The sequence below is a fragment of the Pseudomonas sp. GW821-FHT07G10 genome (genome assembly GCF_059418545.1).
On the sequence record NZ_JBWKQB010000019.1, the window covers coordinates 61,172 to 80,682 of the forward strand.

18 protein-coding genes and 1 pseudogene are annotated in these 19,511 nt (G+C 59.8%); 3 read left to right on the forward strand and 16 right to left on the reverse strand.

Going from position 1 to position 19,511, the window contains the following annotated elements; translation table 11 throughout:
- Positions 1-156 precede the first annotated feature (156 nt).
- Positions 157-897, forward strand: a complete 741-nt coding sequence (locus tag AC07O1_RS20155; RefSeq protein ID WP_495089889.1) for a Mut7-C RNAse domain-containing protein — start codon at positions 157-159, stop codon at positions 895-897.
- Between the two features lie 121 nt (positions 898-1,018).
- Here AC07O1_RS20155 and AC07O1_RS20160 read toward each other — a convergent pair.
- From AC07O1_RS20160 to AC07O1_RS20215, 12 genes and pseudogenes are all read right to left on the reverse strand, one after another.
- Positions 1,019-1,437: pseudogene (locus AC07O1_RS20160) on the reverse strand (DUF924 family protein); the annotation flags it as partial.
- A gap of 88 nt (positions 1,438-1,525) precedes the next feature.
- Positions 1,526-1,714 carry a hypothetical protein gene (locus AC07O1_RS20165; protein WP_495013458.1) on the reverse strand — a complete coding sequence of 63 codons (189 nt, stop codon included), beginning with the start codon at positions 1,712-1,714 and terminating at the stop codon, positions 1,526-1,528.
- A gap of 167 nt (positions 1,715-1,881) precedes the next feature.
- Complete coding sequence (locus AC07O1_RS20170) at positions 1,882-2,799, reverse strand: alkene reductase (RefSeq protein WP_495089890.1); 918 nt, start codon at positions 2,797-2,799, stop codon at positions 1,882-1,884.
- Between the two features lie 152 nt (positions 2,800-2,951).
- Complete coding sequence (gene egtB, locus AC07O1_RS20175; protein ID WP_495089891.1) at positions 2,952-5,099, reverse strand: ergothioneine biosynthesis protein EgtB; 2,148 nt, start codon at positions 5,097-5,099, stop codon at positions 2,952-2,954.
- A 184-nt stretch (positions 5,100-5,283) separates the two neighbouring features.
- On the reverse strand, positions 5,284-5,652 hold the full coding sequence (locus AC07O1_RS20180) for a DUF427 domain-containing protein (RefSeq protein WP_495089892.1): 369 nt from the start codon (positions 5,650-5,652) through the stop codon (positions 5,284-5,286).
- Positions 5,653-5,671: 19 nt separating this feature from the next.
- Positions 5,672-6,076, reverse strand: a complete 405-nt coding sequence (locus tag AC07O1_RS20185; protein ID WP_495089893.1) for a nuclear transport factor 2 family protein — start codon at positions 6,074-6,076, stop codon at positions 5,672-5,674.
- Between the two features lie 94 nt (positions 6,077-6,170).
- Entirely contained in the window at positions 6,171-6,818 is a 648-nt protein-coding gene (locus AC07O1_RS20190; protein ID WP_495089894.1) for a glutathione S-transferase family protein, read from the reverse strand.
- Positions 6,819-6,904: 86 nt separating this feature from the next.
- Positions 6,905-8,161, reverse strand: a complete 1,257-nt coding sequence (locus AC07O1_RS20195) for an MFS transporter (protein WP_495089895.1) — start codon at positions 8,159-8,161, stop codon at positions 6,905-6,907.
- Between the two features lie 72 nt (positions 8,162-8,233).
- Positions 8,234-8,983: an SDR family NAD(P)-dependent oxidoreductase gene (locus AC07O1_RS20200; RefSeq protein ID WP_495089896.1), complete on the reverse strand. Its 750-nt coding sequence runs from the start codon at positions 8,981-8,983 to the stop codon at positions 8,234-8,236.
- Positions 8,984-9,027: 44 nt separating this feature from the next.
- The gene (locus AC07O1_RS20205; protein WP_495089897.1) at positions 9,028-9,777 is read right to left on the reverse strand and encodes an SDR family NAD(P)-dependent oxidoreductase; all 750 of its coding nucleotides are present in this window, start codon (positions 9,775-9,777) and stop codon (positions 9,028-9,030) included.
- A gap of 58 nt (positions 9,778-9,835) precedes the next feature.
- Positions 9,836-10,684, reverse strand: coding sequence for an alpha/beta fold hydrolase (locus AC07O1_RS20210; RefSeq protein WP_495089898.1), 849 nt, complete (start codon positions 10,682-10,684; stop codon positions 9,836-9,838).
- A 65-nt stretch (positions 10,685-10,749) separates the two neighbouring features.
- Complete coding sequence (locus AC07O1_RS20215) at positions 10,750-11,496, reverse strand: SDR family NAD(P)-dependent oxidoreductase (RefSeq protein ID WP_495089899.1); 747 nt, start codon at positions 11,494-11,496, stop codon at positions 10,750-10,752.
- A gap of 164 nt (positions 11,497-11,660) precedes the next feature.
- Between AC07O1_RS20215 and AC07O1_RS20220 the strand changes: the two genes are divergently transcribed.
- A complete protein-coding gene (locus tag AC07O1_RS20220; protein ID WP_495089900.1) occupies positions 11,661-12,545 on the forward strand; it encodes a LysR substrate-binding domain-containing protein in 885 nt (294 codons plus the stop codon).
- A 263-nt stretch (positions 12,546-12,808) separates the two neighbouring features.
- Here the strand turns inward: AC07O1_RS20220 and AC07O1_RS20225 are convergent, their stop codons facing one another.
- The 3 genes from AC07O1_RS20225 to AC07O1_RS20235 all read right to left on the reverse strand — a co-directional run bounded on the left by AC07O1_RS20225 (position 12,809) and on the right by AC07O1_RS20235 (position 16,517).
- Positions 12,809-14,404, reverse strand: coding sequence for a DHA2 family efflux MFS transporter permease subunit (locus AC07O1_RS20225; RefSeq protein ID WP_495089901.1), 1,596 nt, complete (start codon positions 14,402-14,404; stop codon positions 12,809-12,811).
- Positions 14,401-15,498: an HlyD family secretion protein gene (locus tag AC07O1_RS20230; protein ID WP_495089902.1), complete on the reverse strand. Its 1,098-nt coding sequence runs from the start codon at positions 15,496-15,498 to the stop codon at positions 14,401-14,403. The genes AC07O1_RS20225 and AC07O1_RS20230 overlap by 4 nt, the downstream gene beginning before the upstream one ends.
- Before the next feature lie 257 nt (positions 15,499-15,755).
- Positions 15,756-16,517, reverse strand: a complete 762-nt coding sequence (locus AC07O1_RS20235) for an SDR family oxidoreductase (protein WP_495089903.1) — start codon at positions 16,515-16,517, stop codon at positions 15,756-15,758.
- 258 nt (positions 16,518-16,775) lie between these two features.
- On the opposite strand from AC07O1_RS20235, the gene AC07O1_RS20240 reads away from it, so the two are divergent.
- Positions 16,776-18,374, forward strand: coding sequence for a winged helix-turn-helix domain-containing tetratricopeptide repeat protein (locus AC07O1_RS20240; protein ID WP_495089904.1), 1,599 nt, complete (start codon positions 16,776-16,778; stop codon positions 18,372-18,374).
- 209 nt (positions 18,375-18,583) lie between these two features.
- Here AC07O1_RS20240 and AC07O1_RS20245 read toward each other — a convergent pair whose 3' ends face one another.
- Complete coding sequence (locus AC07O1_RS20245; RefSeq protein ID WP_495089905.1) at positions 18,584-19,507, reverse strand: LysR family transcriptional regulator; 924 nt, start codon at positions 19,505-19,507, stop codon at positions 18,584-18,586.
- Positions 19,508-19,511: the final 4 nt, after the last annotated feature.

Sequence of the window (19,511 nt, forward strand, 5' to 3'; positions counted from 1 at the left end):
TCATATATATGAATATTGGGGCGAGTATTCTCCTGATGCTTTTTTCTGTCAAGAAGGGTTACCGAACCTGGCGGACGAACGGTGGTGGATGGGACCTGCCGGAGAAGATCTCCGGACTAGACTCGCTCATCCTGCAGCCCTGCCATACTGTTCAGCATGACCCGTGCAACCTTCCGCTTCTACGAGGAGCTCAACGATTTCCTGCCGGCCGAACGGCGGCGGCAGTCCTTCACCTGCGAGTGCGCGCGAGGGGCGACGGTCAAGCACATGATCGAGGCGCTCGGGATACCGCACACCGAGGTCGAGCTGGTGCTGCTCAACGGCGAGTCGGTGGGCTTCGAGCGGGTGATCTTCGACGGTGACCGGCTGGCGGTGTATCCCAAGTTCGAAGCGCTGGACATCAGCCCGCTGCTCAAGGTTCGTGCGCAACCTTTACGGGTGCTGCGCTTCGTCGCTGATGCGCACCTTGGCGGGCTGGCCAGCCTGCTGCGCATGAGCGGCTTCGACACCCTCTATGACAATCGCTTCGAGGATGGCGAGATCGCCGAGATCGCTGCGCAGCAAGGACGCATCGTGCTAACCCGCGACCGCGAACTGCTCAAGCGGCGGATCATCAGCCACGGCTGTTACGTGCATGCCCTGAAACCGTCACTGCAGCTGCGCGAATTGTACGAGCGCCTCGACCTGGCGCGTAGCGCGCGGCCATTCAGCCTGTGCCTGCATTGCAACCTGCCGCTGCACGAGATCAGCCCGGAACTGGCCCGGTCGCAGGTACCGCCACGCATTGGCGCCCTCTATTCGCGCTTCCTGCGCTGCGACGCCTGCCAACGGGTTTACTGGGAGGGTTCGCACTGGCGCGGCATGTGTGCACTGCTGGCACCTCTGCTGGACCGATAGCCGAGCGCATCGGGCCGGCTGCGTTGCAGGGATAACCGGCTTTTGCATCGGGCAGATAACGGCCAGAAGCGGTCATTCACCTGATCGCCAGCCGAATAACTACCCCGCGAAACCCTTTCTGTTCGAGTTCCCGATTGAGGCGCAAAGACAGACGCTGATCGTCGGCATTCTCCGAGTGCTCGAAGGGCAGATAGCAAAACATTCGCAATGAACTTTCGATCTGTTTGTCCATCTCGGTATGTGCCATCTGACGAGCATTGAAACAGGCGAGCGGGTCAGTCGCAAACACATGGGCTGTACCTCGAAACGCATTCCGAGAGTACTGGGCGAGCAAAATCAGAAATGCCAACGCCCCTTCAGGGGTTGCCATCCAATGCTCCAGCTCACGTCTGGCAGCCCGAAATGCAATGTGGAGAATGCTTCCCGAAACTGGTTATCGAACGCTTCGCCTTTCTTGAACCATCTCTGTGGCCCTGCCTGCTTCCAAAACGCTATGACCACCAGTGGTGTGTGGAGCGAATCACTTGCTGTATTGGCCAAGATCAAATCCTCACATTGAGTAGCGCACCGTATGGCGCACTCTATGCTCAACCTGATTATTGGGTTGGTGCGTTACGCTCTTTCGAGCTTATCGCGAAAAAACTCGATGAGCAGGCTCAACATAGGCACCGTTGCACCACATGGATTCAGCTCGATTAAGACCAATGGCCTTAACCTGGATACGTACTTCACCGCTGGCCGGTGTCGGCACGTCGATGTCCGAATAGGTGAGGAATTCCGGGCCGCCATATTGGGTGAAACCGATGATGCGAGACATAGTTACCCCTTAAGCACCGGGTTGCCTTTCAGGAAAAACGAAAGAGGATTTTCTGGTCGGTCAAGCGTAGCGCCGTGCGTTGGTGACGTAGCCCCTGGTATCCAGAGGCCGGTCATGCAGTACCACGAAGGTGGCCGGTGACAGTTCTGGCCCCAGCATGTCAACCATCAGGTTGCGAATGGAAAAGCGAGATAGTCATTTTCGATGATCGGTCCGCGGAAGATACTACGCAGCGCGGCGGCTGCCACCGGTCGCTGGGACACCTCCGCGCCCTTGATGCGCGGCTCGATGATGTGCAGGTAAGCCAGTTCATACTCATTGAGCCGCGCGGCGAAATAGCCAAAAGTCGCTTCAGGGTTACTGTCCGAGATATTTCCCCACTGCCCGCTTGGCGAGATGCGGATACCAACCCGGCCAGGGCCCCACACCGAGATCATCGCTTCCAGTATTTCGAGAGAAAACCGGGCGCGATTTTCCAGACTCCCTCCATAAGCATCGGTGCGTTTGTTGGTTCCATCCTGAAGGAAGGTGTCAACGAGATAGCCATTGCCGCTGTGCAACTCCACACCATCAAACCCTGCTTCCTTTGCCCGCATGGCGGCCATACGGAAGGACTCCACCAACGCCGGAATCTCCCAAAGATCAAGCGCCCGATGAGGAGAGTTTGGCACCCAGCCGTCTTGGGTCAGCACCTGGGTTTCAAATGGCACCACCGAGGGTGCAATGGGCGCTTTGCCTTCGCTCAGGTCTACATGGGACTGACGACCGACGTGGGCGATTTGCATGACAATCTGGCTGCCTTTGGCGTGAACCGCATCAGTGATTTTACGCCAGGCATCAACGTGTGCCTGGGTGTAAATGCCCGGGGCGCCAGGGTAGCCACGGCTGTCACGGGAGGGGTGGGCGCTTTCGGTAATCTGCAAGCCGCCTTTTGAAGCACGCTGGCGATAGTACTCAATCATCATTGCACTGGGGCTTTCATCCGTCTCGGCGCGTAATCGCGTCGTAGAGGAATGGACAACTCGATGAGTAAGGTCGATCGCACCAAGGCGAAGGGCTTCGAAGAGTTCTCGTGCAGTAGTCATGACAACAATCTCCATTGCCCGGCACCAATGCGCCAAGCTGTTCAAATAGGGCCAACACCGGCAGCCTGGCCGAAGCCGCGGAACATCGATTGCATATTGCAGCCGCCGCCCCACCTCCCACCGTCTTCACCATCGTGTTGACCACACGACAATCACGCCTTCAAATTGAACAAGGCAACCTGCGGCGTTTCGCTCACCCAGTAACTGCTTACCGACCAGCCAGCACGCGCCGCCAATTTGGTGAAGGATTCGACGGTGAATTTGTGCGAGTTCTCGGTATGCAGACGTTCGCCGTCGCTGAAGAGGAAGGTATGCCCAGCGACCTTGACCACTTGTTCGCCGCGGCTCACCAGATGCATCTCAATGCGCTCATCGGTGTCGTTCCACGATGCCAGATGGTCGAAGGCATCGATGTTGAAGTCACCATCCAGTTCACGGTTGATGCGTTTCAGCAGGTTCTTGTTGAACCGCGCGGTCACCCCTTCAGCGTCGTCGTAGGCAGCGACCAGGATGTCGGCGTCCTTGACCAGATCCACGCCAACGATGAAGTGAGCTTCATCACCCAATAACGCGTGAGCCGAACGTAGGAACTCCTCGGCTTGATCATGGGTGAAATTGCCGATGGTCGAACCGGGGAAGAACCCTACGCAGCTGTACCCAGCCGCTTCGGCCGGCAATTGCAGCGCACGGCTGAAATCCTCGACCAGTGGCACGACCCTCAATTGTTTGTACTGCATTGTCAGCCGCGCGGCGGCTTTGTTCAGCGCATTGGCGCTGATGTCGATGGGCACGTACAGCGCAATTTGTGGTGCGGCGTCAAGCAGCAGACGGGTTTTCTCGCTGGCGCCGCTGCCGAACTCCACCAGAGCCGCGCCCTCTGGAATCTCATCAGCAATCTGTTGCGAAACCTGGGCCAGTAGACCGGTTTCGGCGCGCGTCGGGTAGTACTCAGCCGTCTCGCAGATGGCCTCGAACAGCTCGGAGCCCGCTGCATCGTAGAAGTATTTAGGTGGCAGATTTTTCATCGTTCCCGATAAACCGCCGACGACATCACGACCAAATTCACTGTGGTAGTTGTTCACCGCACCCGGCTGGCGCGCATCTCGGGCCAACCGCAAACCGGAGAACATCCAGCGCTTGTCCGGGGCGAAAAAGTTGCGATAGGTCGAGCGGGCATGGCCTGGTGACGTGATGCTGGCACCGCCACGCAACACCATCGCGTTGATCATGAACTTGCCGTTGTATTCGCCCACCGCACTGTTCGCCGGGCGGAAACCCGGGTAGGCGTTGTATGCACTTTGTGTCCACTGCCATGCCACGTTATCGACTTGCTCCAGCAGACCGGCTTCAGCGGCGGCTTCCCACTCGGCTTCGGTCGGCAGGCGTGCATCGGCCCATTGGGCAAACGCAGCGGCTTCGTAATAGCTGATGCTGATTACCGGAGCTGTCGGGTCGATGGCTTCCAGACCGCGCAAGGTCATCTGCCGCCAGCCCTGGTCGTCGTGCTGCCAATACAACGGGGCGTTCCAGCCGTTTTGCTGCACGACCGCCCAACCGTCTGATAGCCATAAGCTGGCTCTGCGATAGCCTCCGTCCGCCACAAAGTCCAACCATTCACCGTTGGTCACTAGGCGGTCGCTGATTTCGAAGGATTGCAGATAAGTGGTGTGTCTTGGGCCTTCATTGTCGAAGGCGAACCCCCTGCCCTTGTGACCCGTTTCGGTCAGCCCCCCCTTGAGCGGTTTGAACTGGCCGCGACGCCCGGAGAGGTCTTTGCACCAGCGCAGGTCATAGGCTGGCTTGAGAGAGGAAGTGCTGAACAAATGCAGGATGTCCATCAGTAACAGTTCTTGATGCTGCTCCTCATGGGCCAGACCCAGTTCGATCAATTCGGCGGTGCCTTCGGGCAACGCCGACTCCAGCAAAGTATGCATGTGTTCGTCGACATGCTTGCGGTAGTCCAGCACCTCGTCCACGGTCGGACGTGTCATCAACCCGCGTTGTGGCCGGGGATGACGGGGGCCGATCGCCTCGTAATAGGAGTTGAACAAGTAACCGAATGCCGGATCGAACGGCTGGTAGTCAACGACATTTTCGGCCAGCACAAATGTCTCGAAAAACCAGGTGCAGTGCGCCATGTGCCACTTGGTGGGGCTGGCATCAGGCATTGACTGGACGACCATGTCCTCGGGGCTGAGCGGTGCAATCAGACTCTCTGTCCGGTTGCGAATAGTTTGGTAACGCTTGAGGAGCGCGTTACCGGCGGGGAGGTCGCGTAGCTCGCTTGAGGTGCTGGTCATCAGGTTTTGTCTCCGGTGAATCGTCGTTGCGCGGGTCTGCTGGTCCCCGGGTATTTCCAGTGGGGACAGGGCTTCATACATTCTTTCCATGGCCGAGCCAGGGCGAAGTGCTTGTGCACCTCGTCCCGCCCCGAATAGCGATGATGCGTGACTGCTCGCAAGCGCCTGGTTCGTAAACGCTGGCTCAGCCCTGCGCGCCTTCGATTTCGAAGGTCACCTTGTCAGCGTAAAAGGCGACGTGTCCCTTGATTTCCGCCACTGCCGGGTACGTATCTTCGTAGGTCCAGACCGCGTTTTCTTCGACCTTTCCGTCGGCGCTCAGGTCGAAATAATTGGCGTCCCCCTTGTAGGGGCAATGGGTTGTATGTTCGGTTCGCGCGTAATACTCAACCCGAATGTCGGATCTCGGGATGTAAAAAACCGCTGGATATTTGGCCTCTTCCAGCTTCACTGCTTTGTCGGTCTGCGCGACGACGACATCATTGAAGCGAACGGTGACGCGCCCCTGGAATGGGGTAATGGTGATGGGATGATCGGGGCCGGGGATTTTCATGATGATCAGTCCTTATAATTCAAGTGGGAAAGGTATCGCCGAACATCGGCCGCCCGCTTCTGGATTCAGCATTACTTGCTTCGTCCTGCAAGACGTCCCAGTGTTCGGCGAGCCGACCGTCTTCGATCCTGAGCACATCGGCAGCGATCCATGCAACGGGTCGACCGTTGCCTGAGAAGCGCCCGTGGACGATGACGTAGTCTCCTTCTGCGACAATAAGCTGATGCTCGTAGCGCAGGGTATCGGGCGCACTGCGGATCAAGGCAAACAAGCCTTCGCGTCCGGGTTCGATATGCGCGCTGTGTTGGATGTAGGTGTCCGACCAAAAACGCGTGGCCGCCCCGTAATCTCGCTTGTTGAACAGTGTGTCAAAAGCTTCCAGCACGAGTGCCTTGTTCTGCTCCGGGGTGGTCTTGATGGTCATATCGATCCTCCTCACATTGCCTGCTACTTCAGGCGGAGCGCTGCACCGCCCAAAAAGACACTTGAAAAACCGATGCGCAAATTCACGTTTGTTGTTAGGCCGACGTGCTCGCGCGCTTTGAAACCTGGTCGTACCAGCGCTTCAGGGCGGCGTGTTCCTCCGGTATGGGGAAGTTGATCGCTTTGGCCGCAAAATCCACGGCTACCAGAGCCGTGATGTCGGCGACGGAGTAGCGATCACCCGCCACGAACGGAACCTCAGCCAAGCGGGTATCAAGGTCGGCGAAGAAGTTCTTCACCCGCAGCTTGCTGCGCTCGGCCAGTTCCGGAATCTGCTCGTAGTCATAGGGCCCCGCAATCGCGCGTCCCTTGAGGCCTGGTGCGACATTGCGGATGGCGTCCATGACGGCCGCGAAACCTTCCAGCTCGGCGCGCCGCTCCCACATCGTGACTAAGGCCCTTTCCTTTGCGGTCTCGCCGAGCAATGGCGTTTGCGGATAGGTCTCTTCAAGGTATCGGATGATGGCAGGCACCTCACCGATGGCGGTGCCGTCTTCCAGCACCAGGGTCGGAACGACTCGGCGCGGGTTGATCGCACGGTAGGCCTCGGAATGCTGTTCACCCTGGCCCAGATCGACCGGGACGAGCGGAATCGACAAGCCCTTCTCGGCGAGAAAAATGCGCACGCGCCGCGAATTGGGAGAGCCCGCGGACTGATAGAGTTTGAGTGTATTGGCGGTCATGGCTTGATTTCCTTTGCGAGAACTCAGAGGTAAAGCAATGTGTCGGGCTTTAGCTACTGCCCGACGTCGAGGTAATCAACACAGGTTTAGGGGGAAGCGGTCTTGCTAAGAAAACTCATCTTTCGCTGCGCCACCAAAAGCGCGATTGCAGCGAGGCTTAGCAAGGCGACAACGCCCGCGCCAAGGTCAACTGCGAGACCCAGCCCCGCGTGTGTCGCCACGACGCCCAGCCCAAGGGCGACAACACCAAGCGAGAGATAAGCGAATAGGTAGAGCGCCGAGAACACACCACCGCGGTGTTGTGCAGGCGTCGCGCCATTGAGTAAGGCAAGTCCACCCAAAAAGAGCAGACCGTATCCGATGCCGGTCATCGCGTTTGCCGCAAGGTATAGCCAAAGTGCGTGCCAGACGACGGATAGCGCAAGCAAGGCCATCCCGACAGCGGAGGCGATTGCACCCAAAATCATGGAAAGTCCTGGCCTCAACCGTCGCGCCACTGCCCCGGACAGCGCAGAGGTGACCGCAAATAAGGCCAGTACTGCGCCATTGACCAAGGCATTAGGGGACCCGACGAGGTCGCGGGCGACCTGTCCGCCGAGCGATAGGATCAGCACGCCATGTGTGTAGGCGGTGGTCACCGCTAATGCCGCGATGGCGAACGCAGGCCGCAAAACAGAGGGAACGGACGGCGCCCTTGGCCGCCACTTGCTGGTAGCTTGCGTACCCACATGGCGCGGCAGATGCCACACCGCAACGAACAGCACCACAAGGAGCGCAAACAGTACCCAGAACGAGAGATGCATCGGCCATGGAGCGTACTGTGTAAGCGCACCTCCAACGAGCAGTGCCGCTGTGAAACCGAAGGCCTGTGCGACCGCAGTGACGGATGCAGCCCGTCTGACCTGAGCATCGGTACCGAACTCAACCATCGCGGCGGTCGACGGCCCCACGCTAAGGCCAACACCAATGCCCATCAATGCTCTGCCAACGAACAACCACAAGACGCCCGGAGCGATGGCAAATAGCAGCACGCCGAGCAACGAGGCGATCAGCCCGAAAAGCATCGTCGTTCTGCGGCCGATGTAATCAGAGAGATCACCAAACACAATCAGGACTGCCACCACGAAGAGCGGATAGATGGCGAATATGCCCGTCGTCACCGTGTGGGACAGTTGCCAGTGCTCCGCATACAATCGGTAGCTCATGGCTGGTGCTGCGCTGGTCCACAAAGTGTGTGCGACTACCCCCGCCGACACCCAGAAACTAGCGCGCGGGCTCAGCTCGGTCGGCCGAGAAGCCAGAACAGCGAGCGGCGGTGGACAGTGCGGGTAGACAACGGGCATGGCAGATACTCCTTTGTGCTGGCAGCAGGACTCAAAGTTTCGAGCCACCGCCAACCTGATGACGGGCACGGTTCATGAAGCGGTCTTGCCGCCGTTGACTCGAATGATTTGGCCTGTAATGAAGGTCGCCTTACCGGATGCGACAAACACAATGGCGTCGGCAATCTCTTCCGGGGCTCCGGCACGCTTGAGTGGAACACTCATCAGGAAAGCGGCTTTGCGCTCGGCCGTACCGGTTAGCCGGTCGAGCATTGCTGTCTGAACCGGTCCAGGGGCAATTGCATTGACCCGCACACCGGAGGCCGCACCCTCAAGGGCGGCCGACTTGGTCAGACCTTCCACGGCATGCTTACTGGCGGTATAGAGGGATAAATTCGCCCCACCACGTTCACCCATCGTTGACGAAATGTTGACGATGCTGCCGTTACCCTGCGCCAACATCACCCTCATCTCGTGTTTCACGCTGAGGAATGTGCCGAGCACATTGGTATCAAATGTTGCCGCATAGTTCTCGGGCGTCACCTCCGTTACGGCGATGGACTGCCCCTCTGTGCCGGCGGCGTTAACCGCAATGTCCAGCCGGCCGAAGCGTTCGACTGTTGCATCGATCAGACTGCGAACCTCATCTTCATGACGCACGTCGGACATCAGAAACTCCGCTTCGCCGCCGAGTGCACGGAGTTCGGCCGCCAGTTTCTGACCTTCTACTTCACGTCGTCCGGAAACGACAACTTTGGCACCTTCATTAGCGAAGGCGATCGCAGTCGCTCGACCTATGCCGGTCAGTGCGCCTGTGATGAGAACAACGGATTGAGTAGGCATTTGCTTTCTCCTGGTAAAGTACTCTTAGCTCGAAGAACCATCGTTCAGAGCTTTGTGCCGCCATCGACGTGCAGGATGTCGCCGGTGATCCAACGGGCGTCATCGGAAGCGAGGAAGACAACGGCCGCTGCGATGTCATCGGGCTGGGCCATGCGCTTAAGCGCCTGGATGCTCAGCGTGAAGTCCCGCCCCGCATCGGTTTTGGCGAAACTGGACATCTCGGTTAGAACCACGCCCGGTGCTACGGCATTGACGCGGATGCCCCGCCCGCCGAGTTCCGATGCGAAGTACTTGACCAGGGTATCGATGGCGCCCTTGGTGGCTGCATAGGCGGACAGCGTCCCAACGCCGGTGTGCGCTGCTGCACGCGATGACAGGAGAACGACGCTGCTGCCCTTGCACAGAGCGGGTAGCAACTGCTGCACCAGGAAATACGGGGCGCGCACGTTCACCGCAAAGAGATCGTCAAAGTCCTTGACGGTGGTTTTCTCGATCGTGTCGGCCTTCGAGATACCGGCATTGGCGACGAGGATGTCCAATCGACCACCGACGATGGCGCGCACGCGCTCGGCCAGCAAATGCGGCCCGTCCGCTGCGCCCATGTTGGCGGAGATCTTCTCGGCCTTCCCGCCCGCTTTGCGAATTTCGGCGACCACTGCTGTCGCCTCCTTCTCTCCGCTACCGTAGTGGACGAGCACTTGAGCGCCGGCTCTTGCCAGCGCAAGTGCGCTGGCACGGCCAATGCCGCGGGAGGCACCGGTGACGAGTGCGGTTTTGCCATAGAGGTTAGTCATGATAAGCATCCCTTGGTCTTGATCCAGAATCCCGCTGCAAGATTCAGGCGTGCCTGGTCTATTCAGAAAGGAACAGGGACGCGTGGCCGACAAAGCGCTCGGGGTATTGATACTGCGAACCGTGGCTGGCATCCGGGTAGAGGATCAGTTGCGCGTTCGGCAGATGCCGCTGCAGGATCAAAGAGTTCACCGAATAGATGATCACGTCGTTGTCACCATTGACGACCAGCGTTGGCTGCTTGATCGCCTTCAGGTAATCGAAGGGGTTCTCGCGTGGTGCGCCCCACTTGGTCAACGCCTCGATCTGCGCAGGTCCGACCTTGTCGCTAACGCCTGGATCGCGATCCACTATGCGTTGTCGAAAGCGTTTGAGATAAGCATGGCCCGCCGCTTGGCTGGCTTGGGACGGGGTGAAGAACACCCTGAGCCACAAGTGATCAGGCTCGTCGTAGGTCGCACCGAAGATCTCCTGCGCTTCGGGTGTCAGCGAGGCCATACCTTCACCGCTGCGCGGTCCGGTCCCCACCAGAATCAGCCGCCGTACGAGCGCCGGTTCGGCTAGCGCCAGTTCCTGCGCGACCAGGCCGCCGAGCGAAAAACCAAGTACGTCCACCTGTGTGAGGCCGAGCGCCCTGATGAAGACCGCGGCGTTGGCCGCCATTTCCTCAATTGAGTTCGGCACCTCCCCCGAACTGCTGGAGATACCTGCGTTATTGAACAGAATGACTTCACGGTCGCGTGCCAATCCGTCCGTCACTGCAGGATCCCAGTGATCCATCGTGCCGGTGAAATGCATATTGAGGACGAGTGGAACCCCACCCGATTTGCCGAAGCGTCGGTATGCGAACCGAATACCCGCTGCGTCCACGAACTGCGTCGGCGCGCTCTGATGATTGTACTGAGTCATTGAGATTCCCTCTGGTGATGACCCCCTTAACCGGGTGCGGAGCAAATCTGCGCACCCGGGCAGGATCAGTTAGCGGTATGACCGCCGTCGACGTTGAGGACATGGCCGGTGATGAATGAAGCTTCATCCGATGCGATGAAGACGATCGCGTTGGCAAGGTCCTCCGAGAGGCCGAGTCGGCCCAGTGGAACCTGCGCCACCAAGGCCGCTTTGTTCTCCTCCGTGCCGGTGAAGCGGGTGAGCATGCCGGTGTCCGTGGGGCCCGGCGAGACCGCATTCACGCGAATGCCCGAGGCGGCGAGTTCGAGCGCCACCGACTTGGTGATGCCTTCGACAGCGTGCTTGGCGCCCACATAGATCGAGGCATAGGCCGCGCCCTTGTGCCCGTAGGTCGAGGAAATATTGATGATGCTGCCGCTCCCCTGGGCCTGCATGACGCGCACCTCGTGCTTCATGCTCAGGACCACGCCGAGAACGTTCGTATCGAACGTCGCGGCAACGCTTTCCGCGGTCTGGTCCGTGATCGGGCCGACCGCACCTTCAGTGGCGGCGTTGTTCACGGCGACATCGAGACGCCCAAACCGCGCAACGGTCTTGTCGACCATATTGCGGACGTCATCTTCGTTGCGGACGTCGGCGTTGATGAATTCGGCCTCCGAACCGAAAGAGCGCAACTCCTCAACGAGTACCTTGCCGGCTTCGTCGCGTCGACCGGCAACGACCACCTTCGCACCTTTCCTGGCGAAGGCGACGGCAGTGGCGCGGCCGATACCGGTGAGGGCTCCGGTGATCAGAATAACGGGCTTGTTCATTTTTAAGCTCCTGCAAGGTATGACTTGCGGCGTATAGATAGCTGAATGGTTTCGGCGCTGGGAGAAATTCCCCGACGCCTCCATAGGCAACAAGCTAGGAGCTTATGGCGAAGTTGAAAAAGACTTTGTAAGCTGTGGGCATACCTGACAGGCATGAGAGCACCATGGAACTGCGACATCTTCGATATTTCATTGCCGTCGCCGAGACGGGTAGCCTGACGGAAGCAGCCGAGAAACGACTGCACACCTCGCAGCCTTCGTTAAGCCGGCAGATCCGGGATCTGGAAAATCATGTCGGAGTCGAGTTGCTGTCGCGCAGCGTTCATGGCGTCGAACTGACCGCTGCGGGCAAAGCCTTTCTCGACCACGCCCGCCTGGCGCTGATGCAGGTCGATGCTGCGGTCGAAACGGCACGCAGGGCTGCGCAGCCGATAAGGAAGACATTCTCCATCGGCTTCCAAACCGGGCACGAGATGAACTGGTTGCCACGAGCGATGCACGTACTGCGTGACGAATTGAAGAACATCCAGGTCATGGTCTCCAGCGACTATTCACCGGATCTCGCCGAAGCGCTCGTCCGCGGCCGGCTGGACCTTGCCTTCCTGCGCATAGAACCGGATTACGATCTCGAGTACCACGTGGTGGACCGGGAGCCACTCATCGTCCTGATGCCGAGCGACCATCGCCTCACCGCGCGCGAAGCAGTGCGCCCGCAAGATTTAGTGGGCGAGATTTTCATCGGCGGCTCGAACAAGGCCACGGTGCTGCGTGCAGTCACCGAAGACTATCTCCGTCGCTCGGGGCTCGACATCAAATTGGATCACGGGGTGGACAATTTGGCGATGGCCATGTCCTTGGTCGCCTCCACCCGCGGTCTGGCGTTGATGCCCGCCTATGCCAAGAATTTGCTGCCGTGGTCTGTCGTCAGCCGTCCGCTAGAAGGCGAGGCACCGATGATCGATTTAGCGGTGGGCTACAGCAAGTCGAACACCTCACCGATTCTCAAGCTGTTTCTGTCGCGGCTCGGCGAACTGATGGCACCGAAGTGAAGCCTGTAGAAAATAAAGGGAAGATAAGCGGTGAAAACGCGTTTTCAGCGCGCTGCTACGTAAAATCCGAGTCCTGAACCTTCTGCGCAAAACTCGGATTTCAATCTCAGACCGGTACTTTTCTGTCGCGGAAACTGAAGCCGACTTTTTCAACAGAATCGACCAAAAGCACGCATTCACATAAAAGATGCCATTGAGCGCGCCTGCCTAATCCCAACTCGCCGAAACCTTGATCCAGCGCCCGACGGTTGGTGTGGGCTGTCTCACGCGACAGTAAGCGCAGCTCGCGCTTTCGCGTATCGCACCAGGCCGATCTTGATGCCGATCAGTATGGGCGCGGCGACGACAAACAGCAGGGCCACGGCGTAGAACGCGGTGTCGAAGGCAATCACCGTGGCCTGACCTGACACGACCTTGCCCAAAAGGCTCGTCGCTGCCCTGCCAGCGGCCGCTTGATCCATCCCCTTCCCCACCAACATCGCCGTGGTGGTCGTCAGCCGTTCGATGAGCGCGTTTCCCCCTGGGGTGACGTTGGCGCCGAGGGCCGCGACATTGATGACGATGTGATGGTCGATCAGGGTCTGGAGCCCGGCGACACCCATTAAGCCACCCAATTGACGCCCCGTATTGAACAGGCCGATGCCGCAGGCGAGGTTGCGGTTGTTGAGGTCGCTGAAGGCGATCAGCGTGATTGACAGAAACAGGAAGCCAAGGCCCAGGCCGCGCAACAGAATAGCCGCCATCATGTCACCGGTGCCGCTGTCGCTGGTGGAACCGGACAGCATCCACATCGCCCCCATGATAAGCAGGATGCCAAAGGGCACTGTCGCAACCGGTGGAACGCGGTGCACTTTGATAAAAAAGGCAGCGATGAGCAGCGAGCCGACAAACAGACCGCCACTGGGCAGCAGGAGCAAGCCGGCATCGGTCGGGGTGAACGCCAGCACCGACAGGGCGAATGCCGGAATCAAAAATGCGCTGCCGAACAAGGCGGCGCCAGCGACAAAGCTGACGATAAAGGCAAAGGTAAAATCACTCGATTTGAACACCGTGAAATCGAATAGCCCCGGGCCTTTGGCCAACGCTTGTTGGCCGAAAAATGCCAGCAGCGCGGCGGTGCCGATCATTGTCAGCATCAGGATCCGAGGTTCCTCGAACCAGTCCCATCGGCTGCCCTGGCTGAACACGTAGGTGAAACAGAACAGGGTGGCCGAGATCAAGGAGAAGCCGAGCCAGTCAAAGGGACGCTGCCGGACCTTGGCAGGCGATGGGCCGTCTGCAATGAGCAAAAGACCCGTCGCCGCCAGGGCCAGCGGTACCACGCTGAAGAAAATCCAGGTCCAGGACTGACTGTCGATCAACCACCCTTGAAGGGCCGGGGCAATAGTCGCTGGCGCGACCACCGAGCCCATGGCAAACAGGGCTTGAAGGATCGGCTGAAAGGCACGCGGCCAGGCACGAAAAATCATCGCCTGGCCCGCCACCAGCAGGGTGCCGCCGGCGAAGCCTTGAATGATGCGAAGCGCGATCAGCAGGTCCAGTCGAGCGATGATGGCGGCCACGCAGCACGCCAGGCCCATGGCCAGGGTTGAACCGATGATCAGGTTACGCGCAGAAAAACGCTGCATCAGCCATGGGGCCATGATGAACCCGACCAGCTTGAGCGTGGTGTAGCCGACATCCAGCCAGGCGAATTCATCAGGTGTTGCATAGGTGTCGCCGATGATATCGCCGCGCCCGATCGAAAGAACGGTGCCGGCGATCGCTTCCGTCAGTGTGGCCAGCACGATGCCCACGATGAGCAGGACGCCAGTCGTAGCCTTGGCGCTGCTCGGTGTTGCGCTGGCAAAGGTGTTCATGAGCCGCCCCCTTGCGTCACCTCCACCCGCGCGGACAGACCTGGCACGATGCGCCCCGGCAGCGGATTGTCGGCCAGCCGGATCTTGACCGGAACCCGCTGCACGACACGGACAAAGTTCCCGGTTGCGTTGTCAGGCGGCAGCAAGCTGAACGCCGCCCCACTCCCCGGTGCAAAGCTGTCGACCACGCCTTCAAGTGCCGTGTTGGGGTAGCCATCGACCGTGATGCGCACGCGCTGTCCGGGGCGGATATGTTCGAGCTGGGTTTCCTTGAAATTGGCCACGACCCACACATCATTGACCGGCACGATATCGAGCAAGGAAACGCCCGGCGTAACGAGCCGGCCGATACGAACCTGGCGGTTACCGACGACGCCACCCACAGGCGCGCGTACCACGGTGTAGTCGAAATCGATTTGGGCGAGATCGCGCGCAGCCTGTGCTTGCGACACGGCCGCCACGGCAGCCTCTCGCTCGGCCACATAGACGGCGATGTGTTGCTGTTGCGCCTCGACCGTTGCCGAAGCGGCCGATACCGACGCCTCGGCTCTGGAACGCGCGGTGCCGGTTTCATCGACCAAGGCTTGGCTCACCGCGTTGCTGACAATCAGTTTGCGACTGCGATCGTGGGTCTTGGTTGCCAGATCCATGTCGGCGGTGGCTGAACGTCGTTGGGCTTCGGCCTGCCGAATCAACGCACGCTGAAGCTGGGTCTGCGCATCGACATGGGTCAGGCGAGCCTTTGCAGCGCTGACATTAGCCTCTGCTTGCGCAAGCTTTGCGCGATAGTCCCGGTCATCGATACGAAACAGGACGTCACCCGCCCGGACGGTCTGGTTGTCCACGACCTCTACCGCAGTGACATAGCCGGCCACCTTTGCGGCGAGTGAGGTCACGTCACCGCGAACATAAGCGTTATCGGTCGAGGTTGTGCTGCTCGAAACAGCCATGGTCCCCCAGGCGGCCACGACCACCACCGCGCCGACGCACAGTAATATGCCGATTGTCTTGCGCGTGCTTCGCCGCGCCACTACGACGGGGGGCCCGGCGATTGCCCCGGTGGCAATGGTGGCCTTGTCCTGGAGCGAGTTCATTTTTTCATTTCCTGTTCAATGCCATGCACTACAGCAGCCCCAGGGCGGCAGTGGCCTGCCGCCCGGCTGTCGAACGTCGATGAGCGCACTTATCGGCTCACTGCCTGGCAGGTGTGACGAGCACCTTTTCGGCGGTGTCGAGGACGAACACGGCCAAGAGAAATCGGCTAACCATGGCAATAATCCTTCGTGTGCAGGCGTTATGACGGCGCGCCTCCTTACCGGCGCGGCGTCTTCCTGAGTTGTCCCTGGAAGCCTCAGCGGCCCGCTTCGGCCGTTGACTGGCTGAGCCAGTCTTCGAAACGGATCGCGCCCAGGCGCGGGTTCTTGCCGGGGGTCAGCGATTGATCGTCAAGCACGGCACCGTAGTAGCGTGCGTGTACGTCCGGTACGACCTGGCGAGTATCCTGGGTGGCCCGCAGAAAGCGCCTGATCAACTCGTCGAGCGGCATGGCCTCGGGCCCCCCGACTTCGACCGTGCCATTGACCGGCGCTGCAAGCACGACATCGGTAAGTGCTGCCACCACGTCGTCGGACGCCATCGGCTGGATCAGCGCCGGCGAAACGCAAAGCTCTTCGCCGACGGTAAACGAATGGGCAATGCCGCCGACAAATTCGAAGAACTGCGTGGCACGCAAAATAGAGTAAGGAATGCCGGATGCCTTGATAAGGCTTTCCTGCGCGACCTTGGCCCGGAAATAGCCGTTCTCGGGAAGCCGTTCGCTCCCGACAATCGACAGGGCAACGTGATGGCGAACCCCGGCCGCCGCTTCGGCGGCCAGCAGGTTACGGCTCGACGTTTCGAAAAACTCGAGGACAGCCTGGTCCTCCCACGACGGCGCGTTCGCCACGTCGACGACGATGTCAGCACCATCCATCGCTTGGGCCAGGCCCTCGCGGGTGATGCTGTTTATGCCCGTGCTGGGGCTAGCAGCGAGCACGTCATGGCCGCGCTCGCGGAGGTTCTTCACAAGTTTCGATCCGATGAGGCCGGAGCCTCCGATGACGACGATCTTCATGGGCTTTCTCCACGTATCGACTGCAACCATTGCGTCGGTGTAAGGAGAGATTGCCTGCGCGCGTGAGCGTAGTCCTTGTGCCTGCTGTGGATTTCCCTCCACGAACGCTTGGTTTTACGTCCAAAGACGCCGCTGTCCGCCGCCGTCTCTGCCACGGACGGTGCGGCGGGTTTAGCGCTGCCGTATCATCAAATCAAATACTAATCGCCAGTCGCCTGGGACATGGAGTTGCGGGCGCTTCGTCAGGGGAACCTCACTTTGCCATTCGTGTTTGAAGACTACGTGCTCGATGAGGAGCGCCGGGAACTCACCTTGCGCGGGCAAACCGTGGCCGTCGGACCGCAGGTTTTCGATCTATTGCTGCTGTTCGTCAACAACCCCGATCGTGTCGTCAGCAAAGACGACCTGCTCAAGGCGGTGTGGAGTGGCCGGATCGTCTCGGAATCGACGATCACCAGTCACATCAATGCGGTGCGCAAGGCCATCGGCGATACGGGTGAGGAACAGCGCCTGGTGCGCACCGTCGCCCGCAAGGGCTACCGCTTTGTCGGCCAGATCAAGGTCGGCGGGATCGGCGAAGCGCAACAGCCTGACCAGCCTGCCATCGACGAACGCGCGCACATGGACCCGAAGGAAATGCCCTCCTCCTCACTCGTTCTCCCGGACAAACCCTCGATTACTGTCTTGCCCTTCCAGAATTTGAGCGGCGATCCGGAGCAGGAATATTTCGCTGACGGCATCGTGGAAGACATCATCGCTGCCCTGTCGCGTATCCGCTGGCTGTTCGTCATCGCGCGCAATTCGAGCTTCACCTACAAGGGCCGGACGGTGGACGCCAAGGGCGTCAGCCAGGAGCTGGGCGTTCGCTACGTGCTGGAAGGCAGCGTACGCAAGTGCGGGAACAAGGTACGCATCACCGGGCAGCTGATCGACGCGACGAGCGGGACGCATATCTGGGCGGAGCGCTTCGAAGGCACGCTCAACGACATCTTCGAGCTGCAGGATCAAATCGCCGAAAGCGTCGTCGGCGCCATCGCACCGCAACTCGAACGGGCAGAAATCGAACGTGCCAAACGCAAACCGACGGAAAGCCTGGACGCCTACGACTACTACCTGCGCGGAATGGCAAAACTGCACAACGGCACCCGGGAAGCCCTCGACCAGGCGCTGCCGTTGTTCTACAAGGCCATCGAGCTCGATCCGGAATTTGCATCGGCCTATGGCATGGCAGCCTGGTGCCACTTCTGGCGCAAGCTGAATGGCTGGATGACCGATCGTATACAAGAGATCGCTGAGGGCGTACGGCTTGCGCGTTTGGCGGTGACGCTTGGCCGGGATGATGCAGTCGCGTTGACGCGAGGCGGACATGCATTAAGCCATCTCGCCGGCGATGTTGACGGCGGCATTGCATTGCTCGACAGGGCACGTCTGCTCAACCCCAACCTCGCCCCCGCCTGGTACTTGGGCGGTATCCTGCGCGCGCTGCGCGGTGAAACAGACGCCGCCATCGAGCAGCTTACCCATGCCACTCGCTTGAGTCCGCTGGATCCGGAAATGTTCAGGATGCAGGTCGGAATGGCGCTCGCGCACTTCTTCGCCGGGCGCTTCGATCTCACGACGGACTGGGCGGAAAAGGCGCTGGGCAACCTGCCCAGTTTCCTGGCCCCGGTGGCCTTGGTGGCGGCCAGTCATGCCCTCAGCGGACGAATGGATAAAGCGAGGTTGGCGATGCAGCGTCTTCGCGAGCTGGATCCCTCTTTGCGCATCTCCAACCTGAAAGACTGGCTGCCCATCCAACGGCACGAGGATTTCGCGCGCTTCGTCGATGGACTGCGGTTGGCCGGGTTGCCCGAGTGACCGTGGAACGGTTCCATGTACTCAAAATCATCGGGAATGTGCAGGCAGACGATAGGTTTGTTCGCCAGTTCCGCACGCAATCGTGCGGTGAGTTTTTGCGGTGGATGGGCTCCATGACAGTGTTCATTACGGAGTCACATGCATTGTGTCCATGGTCCGCTTCTGATCGTTTTCTGCCCCATGGCCCCATGCTATGGGCATCCCCACTGTCAAAACGATTGCCAAGGTGCCCCCCTGGAAAACCTTTCCTCGATCCAGTGCTTGAACGCCGTCGTCGTTGCCGTGTTGTACCTGGCGGACGGGCGTACCAGATAGACGCCCGCGTCGGCATCCAGCTGCCACTGCGGAAGTACCCTGACGAGATGACCGGAATCGATGTCTCTCTTCATGAGCCACTCGCCTCCAGCAAGAATGCCCAGCCCCAGGCAGGCGGCGGACAGCAATGCCTCATTGTCGTTGCTGACCATACCGCTACGCACCCTGACGGACTTCTGATCGCCATCGCGCGTCAGCTTCCACTCCGGGTATGAGTGCAGCCCGGTGAAGCCGAGACAATTGTGGGCATCGAGGTCTGCCGGAACTTCCGGCTCTCCATGGCGCTGCAGGTAGGCAGGCGCAGCACACAGAATACGACGGTGGTCGCACAGCTTCCTGGCAACCAGTCGACTATCTGAAAGCTCACCGATTCGGATCGCGGCATCGAAACCCTCCGCGACAATGTCCACGAATCGCTCCGAGTACTCGACCTCCAGCGAAACCTGGGGGTACGCCAGGGCGAACTCCGACACTATCGAGCTGAGCCATAGCCGCCCCATCGCCGCTGGCAAGGCAATCCGCAGTCGCCCTCTGACCTGCGCCGCGCCCTGAGCTGCATCATGCTCAGCTTCCGTAATCAAGCTCACTGCATGGCGAAGCCGCGTGACCAGGCGCGCCCCTTCGTCCGTGAAGCGCAGTTGCCTCGTGGTCCGTTCGACCAGGCGTATCCCGAGACGAAGCTCCAAGGCGCTGAGCCGCTTGGACAGCACCGAAGGGTGCCGTTGCAGCATCCTTCCCGCCGCGGCAAACGAGCCGTGGTCGGACAGTGCCAGGAGTGTGGCGAGTTCATCCGCCTGACGGCTATCGAACAGATCCATACAA